General features: G+C 54.5%; 11 protein-coding genes and 1 riboswitch. Of the genes, 8 read left to right on the forward strand and 3 right to left on the reverse strand.

The window, feature by feature from the left end; genetic code table 11:
• Positions 1–119: 119 nt before the first annotated feature.
• The gene (argE, locus tag ETG88_RS14295; protein ID WP_100778398.1) at positions 120–1,271 is read right to left on the reverse strand and encodes an acetylornithine deacetylase; all 1,152 of its coding nucleotides are present in this window, start codon (positions 1,269–1,271) and stop codon (positions 120–122) included.
• An 88-nt stretch (positions 1,272–1,359) separates the two neighbouring features.
• On the opposite strand from argE, the gene argC reads away from it, so the two are divergent.
• The 4 genes from argC (at position 1,360) to oxyR (ending at position 5,845) form a co-directional block, all read left to right on the forward strand.
• On the forward strand, positions 1,360–2,364 hold the full coding sequence (gene argC / locus ETG88_RS14300; RefSeq protein ID WP_129035627.1) for an N-acetyl-gamma-glutamyl-phosphate reductase: 1,005 nt from the start codon (positions 1,360–1,362) through the stop codon (positions 2,362–2,364).
• A 6-nt stretch (positions 2,365–2,370) separates the two neighbouring features.
• Positions 2,371–3,147 (forward strand): acetylglutamate kinase, encoded by a 777-nt coding sequence (gene argB / locus ETG88_RS14305; protein WP_129035628.1) that lies wholly within the window; start codon positions 2,371–2,373, stop codon positions 3,145–3,147.
• A 113-nt stretch (positions 3,148–3,260) separates the two neighbouring features.
• Positions 3,261–4,634: an argininosuccinate lyase gene (gene argH, locus ETG88_RS14315; protein ID WP_100778400.1), complete on the forward strand. Its 1,374-nt coding sequence runs from the start codon at positions 3,261–3,263 to the stop codon at positions 4,632–4,634.
• Positions 4,635–4,927: 293 nt separating this feature from the next.
• Complete coding sequence (gene oxyR, locus ETG88_RS14325; protein ID WP_095283927.1) at positions 4,928–5,845, forward strand: DNA-binding transcriptional regulator OxyR; 918 nt, start codon at positions 4,928–4,930, stop codon at positions 5,843–5,845.
• Here oxyR and sthA read toward each other — a convergent pair.
• Entirely contained in the window at positions 5,828–7,228 is a 1,401-nt protein-coding gene (gene sthA / locus ETG88_RS14330; RefSeq protein WP_100778401.1) for a Si-specific NAD(P)(+) transhydrogenase, read from the reverse strand. The two genes, oxyR and sthA, sit on opposite strands and share 18 nt — an antisense overlap.
• A gap of 196 nt (positions 7,229–7,424) precedes the next feature.
• Between sthA and fabR the strand changes: the two genes are divergently transcribed.
• Positions 7,425–8,069: an HTH-type transcriptional repressor FabR gene (fabR, locus tag ETG88_RS14335; protein ID WP_129035629.1), complete on the forward strand. Its 645-nt coding sequence runs from the start codon at positions 7,425–7,427 to the stop codon at positions 8,067–8,069.
• A complete protein-coding gene (locus ETG88_RS14340) occupies positions 8,069–8,428 on the forward strand; it encodes a YijD family membrane protein (RefSeq protein ID WP_100778403.1) in 360 nt (119 codons plus the stop codon). Before fabR ends, ETG88_RS14340 begins: the two co-directional genes overlap by 1 nt.
• An 83-nt stretch (positions 8,429–8,511) precedes the next feature.
• Here the strand turns inward: ETG88_RS14340 and trmA are convergent, their stop codons facing one another.
• Positions 8,512–9,612, reverse strand: a complete 1,101-nt coding sequence (gene trmA, locus ETG88_RS14345) for a tRNA (uridine(54)-C5)-methyltransferase TrmA (protein WP_129035630.1) — start codon at positions 9,610–9,612, stop codon at positions 8,512–8,514.
• 104 nt (positions 9,613–9,716) lie between these two features.
• Positions 9,717–9,893: riboswitch (cobalamin riboswitch) on the forward strand.
• Positions 9,894–9,959: 66 nt separating this feature from the next.
• On the opposite strand from trmA, the gene btuB reads away from it, so the two are divergent.
• Both btuB and murI read left to right on the forward strand, forming a co-directional pair.
• Complete coding sequence (gene btuB / locus ETG88_RS14350; protein ID WP_129035631.1) at positions 9,960–11,804, forward strand: TonB-dependent vitamin B12 receptor BtuB; 1,845 nt, start codon at positions 9,960–9,962, stop codon at positions 11,802–11,804.
• Positions 11,749–12,600 (forward strand): glutamate racemase, encoded by an 852-nt coding sequence (murI, locus tag ETG88_RS14355; protein WP_102105806.1) that lies wholly within the window; start codon positions 11,749–11,751, stop codon positions 12,598–12,600. The genes btuB and murI overlap by 56 nt, the downstream gene beginning before the upstream one ends.
• Positions 12,601–12,685: the final 85 nt, after the last annotated feature.

The following is a 12,685-nucleotide window of genomic DNA, read 5'->3' on the forward strand; positions in this document are numbered from 1 at the left end:
TGGGCAATTTACGAAATTTAATTCGCTTCGCGTCAGATAAGAGATGCTTATGAGAATGTGACGGGGATCATGCGTTTTGGTGCCCTCTCCCGGCGGAAGAGGGCACTCAAAAAGAAATGTCAGTGCCAGCAGAAATGATGCACAACCTGGGTAATTAATTCGCGTGTCGGCTTAATAAAGCGGGTTTCCAGGTATTCATCCGGCTGGTGAGCCTGATTAATGGAACCCGGGCCAAGCACCAGTGTCGGGCACAGCGTCTGGATAAATGGCGCTTCGGTGCAGTAGTTCACCACATCGGTTTGCGCGCCGAGCAGTTTTTCGACCACCTGCACCAGCTGGTGGTCCGGCGGGCATTCGTAGCCAGGGATCGGCGGGTGCAGCTCGGAAATGGTCAGACGGCCCGGCCAGCGCTCGCTCACAGGGGCCAGGGCTTCCGTCAGCAGGCCATCCAGATCGCTTAAGGTCATGCCCGGCAGCGGGCGGATATCCATATGCAGTTCGCAGCAAGCGCAGATGCGGTTGGAGGCGTCACCACCGTGCAGACTGCCCAGGTTCAGCGTTGGGTACGGCACGGTAAACGAGTCGTGGTGATAGCGCTCTTTCAGGGAGTCGCGCAGCTGCATGATACGGCCAATCGCATCATGCATCAGTTCGATGGCGTTAACGCCACGAGCGGGATCGCTGGAGTGGCCGGACTGGCCCATCACGCGCACGGCAGTAGAGATATGGCCTTTGTGGGCGCGAATCGGTTGCAGTGAGGTCGGTTCACCGATAATGGCGCAATCCGGGCGCAGGGCGGTATTCTCCGAAAAATAGCGCGCACCCGCCATGCTGGTCTCTTCATCGGCGGTGGCCAGAATATAGAGCGGCTTTTTCAGGGTTTTCACATCCACGTCACGCAGGGCATCAAGAATAAAGGCGAAGAAGCCTTTCATATCCGCCGTGCCCAGACCGTAGAGCTTGTTGTCGTGCTCGGTCAGGGTGAAGGGATCGCGCGTCCAGCGGCCATCATCAAAGGGAACGGTATCCGTATGTCCGGCCAGCAAAAGGCCGCCTGCACCCTCGCCGGTACTGGCGAGCAGGTTGAATTTATTGCGGGTTCCTGGAACGGGTTGAACTTCCACCTTAAACCCGAGTTCGCTAAACCAGCCAGCCAGTAAATTGATTAAAGACTCATTGCTCTGGTCGAGCGCTTCTTCGGTCGCACTGATGGACGGCGTGGCAATCAGGGCGCGGTAAATCTCGATAAAGGGTGGTAAATTCATTTTCATTGTTGACATACCTTAGGTCGTGATAGTATCAATATTCATGCACTAAATGTGAATAAAAATACACTAACGTTGATCGTAAAGGAACCCGATGTTGAATACGCTGATTGTGGGCGCTAGCGGTTATGCGGGCGCAGAGCTTGTAAGCTACGTGAATCGCCATCCTCATATGACCATAACCGCTTTGACCGTATCAGCGCAAAGCAATGATGCGGGAAAATTAATTTCTGATTTGCATCCGCAGCTTAAGGGAATCGTGGATTTGCCGTTGCAGCCGATGTCCGACATCAGCGAGTTTACCGACGGTGTGGATGTGGTGTTTTTGGCCACCGCCCACGAAGTTAGCCACGACCTGGCACCGCAGTTCCTGGCGGCCGGCTGTGTGGTTTTCGATCTCTCCGGCGCGTTCCGCGTTAACGACAGTGCGTTTTATGAAAAATATTACGGCTTTACTCACCAGCATCCGGATTTGCTTAAAAAAGCGGTTTATGGTCTGGCGGAGTGGAGCTCGGATAAGCTGAAAGAAGCCAATTTGATTGCCGTTCCGGGATGCTATCCAACGGCGGCGCAGCTTTCTCTTAAGCCTTTGATCGACGCGGGACTGCTGGATCTTAACCAGTGGCCTGTGATCAACGCCACCAGTGGCGTCAGCGGTGCCGGGCGTAAGGCGGCCATTTCTAACAGCTTCTGCGAAGTGAGCCTGCAGCCGTATGGCGTGTTCAACCACCGTCATCACCCGGAAATCACTACACACCTGGGCGCGGAAGTGATTTTCACCCCGCATCTGGGCAACTTCCCGCGCGGGATTCTGGAAACCATCACCTGCCGTCTGAAACCGGGCGTGACCAAAGATCAGGTAGCCGAAGCCTTTAACCAGGCTTATGCCGATAAACCGTTGGTGCGTCTGTATGACAAAGGCGTCCCGGCGCTGAAAAACGTGGTCGGCCTGCCGTTCTGCGATATCGGTTTTGCCGTTCAGGGCGAGCATCTGATCGTGGTGGCAGCAGAAGATAACCTTCTCAAAGGCGCTGCCGCCCAGGCGGTGCAGTGCGCAAACATTCGTTTTGGCTTCGCCGAAACGCAGTCTCTTATTTAAGGTGTGATGATGAATCCATTAATTGTCAAACTCGGTGGTGTACTGCTGGACAGCGAAGAAGCGCTGGAGCGTCTGTTTACTGCACTGGTGAACTATCGTGAATCACACCAACGTCCGCTGGTGATTGTACACGGCGGCGGCTGCGTGGTGGATGAGCTGATGAAAGGGCTGAATCTGCCGGTGAAAAAGAAAAACGGCCTGCGTGTGACGCCTGCCGATCAGATCGACATTATTACCGGCGCGCTGGCGGGAACCGCAAACAAAACGCTGCTGGCGTGGGCGAAGAAACACCATATTGCCTCCGTGGGTCTGTATCTGGGCGACGGTGATAGCGTAAACGTGACCCAGCTCGACGAAGAACTGGGCCATGTTGGACTGGCGCAGCCGGGTTCACCTAAGCTGATAAACACCCTGCTGGAGGGCGGTTTCCTGCCGGTTGTGAGCTCTATCGGGGTGACCGAAGAGGGACAACTGATGAACGTGAATGCCGACCAGGCGGCCACGGCGCTGGCGGCGACGCTGGGCGCGGATCTGATTCTGCTCTCCGATGTGAGTGGGATTCTGGACGGAAAAGGCCAGCGCATTGCCGAGATGACGGCGGCGAAGGCTGAGCAGTTGATCGACCAGGGCATTATTACCGACGGCATGATTGTGAAGGTGAATGCCGCGCTGGATGCCGCTCGCACTTTGGGTCGCCCGGTCGATATCGCTTCGTGGCGTCACGCGGAACAATTGCCCGCGCTGTTTAACGGCACGCCGATTGGTACACGTATTCTGGCCTAAAATTTTGTGCCGGTAAGCGTAGCGTTACCGGGCAAAAAAAGAGTATTGATGATTGCAGGTCGGGTAAGCGCAGCGCGACCCGACAGAACTAACCGAATTTAAGGAAGCATGTTATGGCACTTTGGGGTGGGCGTTTTACACAGGCAGCGGATCAGCGTTTCAAACAGTTCAATGACTCTTTGCGCTTCGACTACCGCCTGGCCGAACAGGATATCGTCGGCTCTGTGGCCTGGTCTAAAGCGCTGGTTACCGTTGGCGTGCTGACGGCAGACGAACAAGTGCAACTCGAAGAGGCGTTGAACAATCTGCTGGAAGAGGTGCGTCTGAATCCGCAGCAGATCCTCGAGAGCGATGCTGAAGATATTCATAGCTGGGTGGAAGGCAAACTGATCGACAAAGTTGGCCAGTTGGGTAAAAAGCTGCACACCGGGCGTAGCCGTAACGATCAGGTCGCAACTGACCTGAAGCTGTGGTGTAAAGACACTGTTGTGGAGCTGCTGTCGGCGAATCGCCAGCTGCAGAGTGCGCTGGTGGAAACCGCGCATCACAATCAGGATGCGGTGATGCCGGGTTATACCCACCTGCAGCGCGCGCAGCCGGTGACGTTTGCTCACTGGTGTCTGGCCTATGTTGAAATGCTGGCGCGCGATGAGAGCCGTTTGCAGGATACCCTGAAGCGTCTGGACGTTAGCCCGCTGGGCAGCGGCGCGCTGGCCGGCACGGCGTATGAAATCGACCGTGAACAGCTGGCCGGCTGGCTGGGCTTTGCTTCTGCCACCCGTAACAGCCTCGACAGCGTCTCCGATCGCGACCACGTGCTGGAGCTGCTGTCGAATGCGTCCATTGGCATGGTGCATCTGTCACGCTTTGCCGAAGATCTGATTTTCTTCAACTCCGGTGAAGCCGGGTTTGTTGAGCTGTCTGACCGCGTGACGTCCGGTTCTTCCCTGATGCCGCAGAAGAAAAACCCGGATGCGCTGGAGTTGATCCGGGGTAAATGTGGCCGCGTGCAGGGTGCGCTGACCGGCATGATGATGACGCTGAAAGGGCTGCCACTGGCCTACAACAAAGACATGCAGGAAGATAAAGAGGGGCTGTTCGATGCTCTCGACACCTGGCTCGACTGCCTGCATATGGGCGCGCTGGTGCTGGACGGTATTCAGGTGAAACGTCCACGTTGCCAGGAAGCGGCGCAGCAGGGCTATGCGAACTCTACGGAGCTGGCGGACTATCTGGTCGCGAAAGGCGTGCCGTTCCGTGAGGCGCACCATATTGTAGGCGAAGCGGTGGTTGAGGCGATTCGTCAGGGCAAGCCGCTGGAAGATCTTACGCTTGCCGATCTGCAGAAATTCAGTGCGGTGATTGGCGATGACGTCTATCCGATTCTGGCGCTGCAATCCTGCCTGGATAAGCGTGCAGCGAAAGGCGGTGTGTCGCCGAAGCAGGTGGCGCAGGCGATTGCGGATGCGAAAGATCGGCTGATTTAAGTCGGTACATTGCCGGGTGGCGCAGCGCTTACCCGGCCAATAAAATCAGGCCTGGCGTTTGCCGGGCTTTTTTATGCAAAAAAAAAAAGCGGACACAGGGTCCGCAAAAGTTCACGTTGGCTTTAGTTGTTCGAGTTTTGAGAGAAACTCGTATAACGCGGCGGTGCTTCAAGGGTCAAACAGTCACCGCCTCGTCTATGTGGTGTATTATTCAACAGAATGCTTGATAGGGATAATCGTTCGTTGCTATGCTATCTATCGCCATGAACTATCGTGGCGACGGAGGATGAATAATGAATATTCGTGATCTTGAATACCTGGTAGCGTTAGCTGAGCATCGTCATTTTCGCCGCGCGGCAGATTCCTGCCACGTCAGCCAGCCGACCCTGAGCGGTCAGATCCGCAAGCTGGAAGATGAGCTGGGCGTGATGCTGCTGGAACGTACCAGTCGTAAAGTGCTGTTCACCCAGGCCGGTTTGCTGCTGGTGGATCAGGCGCGCACTGTGCTGCGCGAGGTCAAAGTGCTCAAGGAAATGGCAAGCCAGCAGGGGGAAGCCATGTCCGGCCCGCTGCACATTGGCCTGATCCCTACCGTTGGCCCCTATTTGTTGCCGCAAATTATCCCGATGCTGCACCAGACCTTCCCTAAACTCGAAATGTATCTGCACGAAGCCCAGACCCATCAACTGCTGGCGCAGCTGGATAGCGGTAAGCTCGACTGTGCCATTCTGGCGCTGGTCAAAGAGAGCGAAGCCTTTATCGAAGTGCCGCTGTTTGATGAGCCGATGATGCTGGCGATCTATGAGGATCACCCGTGGGCGAACCGCGATCGCGTGCCGATGTCCGATTTGGCGGGTGAAAAGCTGCTGATGCTCGAAGATGGTCACTGTTTGCGCGATCAGGCGATGGGCTTTTGCTTTGAAGCGGGTGCGGATGAAGATACCCATTTCCGTGCAACCAGCCTGGAAACGCTGCGCAATATGGTGGCGGCGGGAAGTGGTATTACACTGCTGCCTGCGCTGGCCGTACCGCGCGAGCGCAAACGCGATGGTGTGGTTTATCTGCCGTGTATTAAACCTGAGCCGCGTCGTACCATTGGTCTGGTCTATCGTCCAGGATCACCGCTGCGCAGCCGCTATGAGCAGCTGGCAGAGGCCATCCGCAGTTCGATGGATGGCCACTTTGACGGTGCGTTAAAACAGGCGGTTTAAGCCGTTCAGCGCTGCTACCCGATAGGCTTCTGCCATCGTCGGGTAGTTAAAGGTGGTGTTAACGAAGTACTCAATCGTGTTACCGCCACCTTTTTGCTCCATGATGGCCTGACCGATATGAATGATTTCCGCCGCGCGTTCACCGAAGCAGTGAATCCCGAGGATCTCTTTCGTCTCGCGATGGAACAAAATCTTCAGCGTTCCCACGCTCATTCCCACGATTTGCGCCCGCGCCAGATGCTTGAACTGCGCACGACCCACCTCGTAAGGCACCTTCATTGACGTCAGCTGCTGTTCGGTTTTGCCCACCGAGCTGATCTCCGGAATAGTGTAAATCCCGGTTGGAATATCTTCGATCAGATGCGCAGTCGCTTCGCCTTTCACCAGCGCCTGGGCAGCGATGCGGCCCTGGTCGTAAGCGGCGGAAGCCAGGCTCGGATAGCCAATCACATCCCCCACCGCGTAGATATGCGGTAAGGCAGTCTGGTACATGCTGTTGACCTTCAGCTGACCACGGCTGTCCGTTTCAAGACCGATGTTTTCCAGCGCCAGCGAATCGGTGTTACCCGTACGCCCGTTGGCATACAGCAGGCAGTCGGCTTTGAGCTTTTTCCCGGATTTCAGGTGCATGATCACACCGTCATCGCAGCCTTCGATTTTCTCGTACTCTTCGTTGTGGCGAATAACCACGCCGCTGTTCCAGAAGTGGTAGGAGAGGGAGTCGGACATCTCCTGATCGAGAAACGCCAGCAGACGGTCGCGGGTGTTAATCAGGTCCACTTTCACGTCCATTCCACGGAAGATCGACGCATATTCGCAGCCAATCACCCCTGCGCCGTAGATCAGCACGTGGCGCGGTTCGTGGTGCAGGCTCAGAATCGAGTCGCTGTCGTAGACGCGCGGATGAGAGAAATCGACGTCGGTCGGATGGTACGGGCGTGAGCCGCAGGCGATGACAAATTTCTCGGCGGTAATCGTCTCAACGGAACCGTCATGACACTTCAGCGCCAGCGTGTGTTCGTCAACAAAGTGCGCGTCGCCCTGCAAAATTTCGCAGTGATTGCGCTCGTAAAACCCCTGGCGCATCCGCGTTTGCTGATTAATGACGTTATCAGCATGGTTGAGGATGTCGGCAAAGGAAGAACGAAGAAGTCGGGAATGGTCGCTGTAAAGAGGGTTCTGGTTAAATTCAATAATGCGGCTAACGGCGTGGCGGAGGGCTTTAGAAGGGATGGTGCCCCAGTGGGTGCAACCGCCGCCAACATTATGGTAGCGCTCGATGACCGCTACTCTTGCTCCCTGTTTCACCAGTCCCATAGCAGCACCTTCGCCGCCGGGGCCGGAACCAATAACTATTGCGTCGTAATCGTAGGTGTGTGGCATGGCAAGGCTTACCTGTTCTTATACATAAAAGCAACAGAATAGTAACATCATTAGCAGGATAACCCAATTATCGTTGTGCTCTTTTCGAGCTGTGGAGCACAAACCTCGCGTAAACAATCATTCACAAAGTGATGCAAACAGATTAATTTTATTCTCTGGTATAGTGCCTGAAGGCCTTTGGAAGGATTCAACTATTGTGATGGGCGTAAGAGCACAACAAAAAGAGAAAACCCGGCGTTCGCTGGTGGAAGCGGCATTTAGTCAACTGAGTGCTGAGCGAAGTTTTGCCAGTTTGAGCCTGCGCGAAGTCGCACGCGAGGCCGGGATTGCGCCAACGTCCTTTTATCGTCATTTTCGTGATGTGGATGAGCTGGGTCTGACCATGGTGGATGAGAGCGGCCTGATGCTGCGCCAGCTTATGCGCCAGGCGCGTCAGCGTATCGCCAAAGGCGGCAGCGTGATCCGCACGTCCGTTTCAACGTTTATGGAATTTATCGGCAACAATCCCAACGCGTTTCGACTGTTATTGCGCGAACGTTCGGGGACATCTGCCGCGTTTCGTGCCGCCGTTGCGCGCGAAATTCAGCATTTTATTGCGGAACTTGCCGACTATCTCGAAATCGAAAACCATATGCCACGCGCCTTCACGGAAGCGCAGGCCGAGGCGATGGTGACCATTGTTTTCAGTGCGGGTGCCGAAGCACTGGATGTTGGCGTTGAACAACGCAAGCAACTCGAAGAGCGACTGGTATTACAGCTGAGGATGATTTCCAAAGGGGCGTATTACTGGTACCGCCGGGAACAAGAAAAGTCGGCGCATCAAATCGACGAAGGTGAGTAATGAAACAGTCAGGTCAGGATAAAGGTACGTTGTTGCTGGCATTGATCGCTGGCTTATCTATTAACGGAACATTTGCAGCCGTGTTCAGCTCGATTGTGCCGTTTTCGATCTTCCCGCTTATCGCTCTGGTGCTGACGGTTTACTGCCTGCATCAGCGCTATCAGAACCGTACCATGCCGGTAGGTTTACCGGGCCTGGCTGCCGCGTTTTTTATTCTGGGCGTTCTGTTGTATAGCACCGTGGTGCGCGCAGAATATCCGGATATCGGCTCTAACTTCCTGCCTGCGGTGCTGTCTGTGGCGCTGGTGTTCTGGATTGGTATTAAGATGCGTAACCGTAAGCATCAAATCCATGAATAACGGGATGTTGTAGGGCAGACAGGCGTAGCATCAACTGCCGAAAAAAAGCCGGATGGCGTTTCGCTTATCCGGCCTACGAGATTTTACTTCGCCGTTAACAGTACGCCGCACTCCATGTGGTGCGTGTACGGGAACTGATCGAACAACGCCAGACGTTCAACCTTGTGCGTCTGGCTTAACGTTTCCAGATTCGTACACAGCGTCTCCGGATTGCAGGAGATGTAAAGAATACGCGGATAGGCCTGCACCATCTTCTCGGTTTCGCTGTCCAGCCCGCTGCGCGGTGGATCGACGAAAATCGTCTCGCACTGGTAGCTCTTCAGATCGATTCCCTGCAAGCGGTTGAATTCACGCACGCCGTTCATCGCCTGCGTAAACTCTTCGGCCGCCATACGGATAATTTGCACGTTATCAATGTGGTTCGCCGCGATATTGTACTGCGCTGCCGCGACGGAGGGCTTGGCAATTTCGGTGGCCAGAACGCGCTCGAAGTTGCGCGCCAGCGCCAGGGAAAAGTTGCCGTTCCCGCAGTATAGCTCGAGCAAATCACCCGTTGCCCCTTCGGTAGCGTTCAGCGCCCACTCCAGCATCTGCACGTTCATCGCCGCATTCGGCTGCGTGAAGCTGTTTTCGACCTGGCGATAGATCATCTCTTTCCCGGCCACCGGCAGACGTTCATCCACATAGTCCTGATCGAGCATGATTTTGGTTTTGGTGGCGCGGCCAATCAGATGCACATTGATATTCTGGGCACGCAGCGCATCGCGCAGCGCTTCCGCTTCCTGACGCCATTCATCATTCAGGGTTTTGTGATAGAGCAGGGAGACGATCGCCTGGTTGCTTTGCGTGGTCAGGTAATCAATCTGGAACAATTTGTGGCGCAGAATTGGGTTTTCACGTACGCCTTCAATCATCAGCGTCATTAATTGGTTAATTAATTCACTCGCAGCCGGGAAACTGTTTACGCGGATGCGGGATTTGGTCTGCTGATCGAAAATGATGTGGTACAGATCATCGCCGTCATGCCAGATACGGAATTCAGCGCGCATGCGATAGTGACTGACCGGTGAGCGGAACACCTCGGGAACGGGCGCCGCAAAAGGCGTCATCATACTTTGCAGGCGGACCACTTTTTCTGCCAGCTGCGCGTCGTACTGTTCTGTCGGGAGGTGTTCGGGGGTCATGATGCATCCTGAGTGGTAAACAATTTCGCGGGGATTGTAAGCACTGTACAGGGGATGTCCAGATTTAATCATGCATAGCTGTCTGGACATCCATACGTTTCTAATTGTAGCATTCTGTTTCCGGTCTCCTGTAAGTGAAAAGGGAATCCAGTGTAAATCTGGAGCTGACGCGCAGCGGTAAAGACTGGCGGGATGAATGTTGTAGACACTGCTTTCGAGTGGGAAGTCTTCATCCACACACGCCACCAAGCCCGAAGACCTGCCGGTGTTACGTCGCATTTGGTTTCATCATCGCGTGCTATAGATGACGCCTGCGGCATCCTTCTTATATTGTGGATGCTTTAACAATGATTAAAAAAGTATCGCTGATGACGGCGCTTTCCGTCACGGCTTTTTCGGGCTGGGCGCAGGAAAGCGCTGACTCGTTGGTGGTGACAGCAAACCGTTTTGAGCAACCGGCAAATACCGTTCTGGCGCCGACGTCGGTGGTGACCCGTGAAGATATCGAACGCTGGCAGGCCAAGAGCGTCGTGGAAGTCATGCAACGCCTGCCGGGTGTGGATATCGCCCAAAGCGGCGGCATGGGGGCAAACGCTTCTACTTTTATACGCGGTACGGAATCACGTCACGTTCTGGTGCTGATTGACGGCATCCCGCTGAACAACGCCGGGATCAGTAATGTCGCCGATCTTAGCCAAATCCCTACTTCTCTCATTCAGCGTCTTGAGTACATTCGCGGTCCACGGTCTGCGCTGTATGGTTCCGATGCGATTGGCGGCGTAATCAACATTATCACCGGACGCGATCAGCCTGGCGGTGAGGTCTCTGCGGGCGTGGGGTCGAAGGGCTATCAGTCTTACGACGGTTCATTCCAGCAGCGCTTCGATAAAACCAAAGTCACCCTTGCGGGCAACTATACCTATACCCGCGGTTTTGATATTGATGCGCAGGATGCACCGCGTCAGCCGGATCGCGACGGTTTTATGAGTAAGTCTCTGTACGGCTCCGTGGAGCAGCAAATCACCGACAGCGTGAGCGGCTTCTTCCGTGGCTTTGGCTATGACAACCGTACTGCGTATGACGGTTATGATAGCTATGACGATAACTACAACATGACCGGCACGCCAGACATGCGGCAGCTGTATAGCCAGAATTGGGATACCGGGCTGCGCTACAACCAAGGGATTTATCATTCACAGTTGGTGGCCGGTTATGGTCGCAGCAAAGATCTGAACTACGATCCGAGTAAAGGGCGCTATGCGGCATCGTCCAGTATGGATGATGTGAAACAATACACCACGCAATGGATGAACACCTTCACTGTTGGCCACGGCAACATTGGAGCGGGTCTGGACTGGCAGAAGCAGAAAACCGAAGCAGGAACAGCTAGCCTGAAAAGTGGTTATGAACAGCGTAACACTGGCGTGTTTCTCTCCGCGATGCAGCAGTTTAATAGCGTAACGCTGGAAGCAGCTGCTCGTAACGACGATAACTCTAATTTTGGCAACCACAGCACATGGCAAACCAGCGCCGCGTGGGAGTTTGTCGAAGGGTATCGCATTATTGGTTCTTACGGCACTGCGTATAAAGCGCCAACCATGAGCCAGATTCATAGCGAGAAGTATGGCAACCCGGATCTGAAACCTGAAGAGAGCAAACAGTGGGAAGGGGGCTTTGAAGGTCTGACGGGACCGTTGAGCTGGCGCGTGAGCGCGTATCGTAATGATGTCGATAATCTGGTGGGCTACGATGCGAACAACCGTCCTTATAACGTCAACAAAGCTCGTATTGAGGGTATTGAAGCGACGGCACAGTTTGATACCGGTCCAGTTGGTCATCAGATTTCTTATGATTATGTAGATCCGCGTAATGCGAAAACCAACGAAGTGCTGAAGCGTCGCTCCAAACAGCAGGTGAAATACCAGCTGGATACTCAGGTATGGGATTTCGACTGGAATCTTGCCTACCGTTATTTGGGAACTCGTTACGACGACGATTTCAGCAGTTTTCCGTCTCGTGAAGTGAAAATGGGTGGCGTAAGTCTGTGGGATGTCGCAGTTTCATATCCTGTCACCTCACATCTGACAGTTCGTGGTAAAATAGCTAACCTGTTCGATAAAGATTACGAGACAGTTTATGGCTACCAAACTGCAGGACGGGAATACACCTTGTCTGGCAGCTACACCTTCTGATCCACGTCCCACCGTGCTGGTGTTTGACTCCGGCGTCGGTGGGCTTTCGGTCTACGATGAGATTCGGCATCTTCTGCCGGATCTTCATTACATCTATGCTTTCGATAACGTCGCTTTTCCTTATGGGGAAAAGAGCGAAGACTTTATCGTTGAGCGTGTCCTGGAAATCGTCACTGCCGTCCAACAGCGTTATCCCTTAGCGCTGGCCGTGATTGCCTGTAATACCGCAAGCACCGTTTCCCTTCCTGCATTACGCGAAAAATTCCCGTTCCCTGTTGTGGGCGTGGTGCCGGCGATTAAGCCTGCGGCTCGTCTGACGGCGAACGGTATCGTCGGCCTGCTGGCGACGCGCGGGACGGTGAAGCGTCCTTATACGCGTGAGCTGATTGACCGCTTCGCTAACGAATGCTCGATTGCCATGCTCGGCTCAGCCGAACTGGTGGAGATGGCCGAAGCGAAGCTGCATGGTCATCCGGTGCCGCTGGAGGAGCTGCGTCGCATTTTGCGTCCATGGCTACGAATGGCTGAACCACCGGATACGGTTGTGCTGGGCTGCACGCATTTCCCGCTTTTACAGGACGAGCTGCTTGAGGTCTTGCCTGAAGGCACGCGTCTGGTGGACTCCGGTGCAGCGATTGCCCGACGCACCGCCTGGCTTCTTGAACATGAAGCGCCAGATGCCAAATCCAGTGACAAGAATATTGCTTTCTGTATGGCGCTCACCCCTGAGACTGAGCAACTTTTACCCGTCTTACGCCGATATGGCTTTGAAACGCTCGAAAAACTGGCGCTGTAGCACGGTTTTGAACAAAAAAAAGGCGGTTGAAAGTTTTTTTTAAAAGAGGGGTTGTCAATGTCTGAGAACTCCCTATAATGCGCCT

The organism is Lelliottia nimipressuralis, assembly GCF_004115925.1.
Classification (GTDB): Bacteria; Pseudomonadota; Gammaproteobacteria; order Enterobacterales; family Enterobacteriaceae; genus Enterobacter; species Enterobacter nimipressuralis.

Bases quoted from the DNA above. Each gene is read 5' to 3' on its own strand.
- argE (WP_100778398.1), bottom strand. From the start codon at position 1,271: ATGAAAATGAATTTACCACCCTTTATCGAGATTTACCGCGCCCTGATT.
- argC (WP_129035627.1), top strand. From the start codon at position 1,360: ATGTTGAATACGCTGATTGTGGGCGCTAGCGGTTATGCGGGCGCAGAG.
- argB (WP_129035628.1), top strand. From the start codon at position 2,371: ATGATGAATCCATTAATTGTCAAACTCGGTGGTGTACTGCTGGACAGC.
- argH (WP_100778400.1), top strand. From the start codon at position 3,261: ATGGCACTTTGGGGTGGGCGTTTTACACAGGCAGCGGATCAGCGTTTC.
- oxyR (WP_095283927.1), top strand. From the start codon at position 4,928: ATGAATATTCGTGATCTTGAATACCTGGTAGCGTTAGCTGAGCATCGT.
- sthA (WP_100778401.1), bottom strand. From the start codon at position 7,228: ATGCCACACACCTACGATTACGACGCAATAGTTATTGGTTCCGGCCCC.
- ETG88_RS14340 (WP_100778403.1), top strand. From the start codon at position 8,069: ATGAAACAGTCAGGTCAGGATAAAGGTACGTTGTTGCTGGCATTGATC.
- trmA (WP_129035630.1), bottom strand. From the start codon at position 9,612: ATGACCCCCGAACACCTCCCGACAGAACAGTACGACGCGCAGCTGGCA.
- btuB (WP_129035631.1), top strand. From the start codon at position 9,960: ATGATTAAAAAAGTATCGCTGATGACGGCGCTTTCCGTCACGGCTTTT.
- murI (WP_102105806.1), top strand. From the start codon at position 11,749: ATGGCTACCAAACTGCAGGACGGGAATACACCTTGTCTGGCAGCTACA.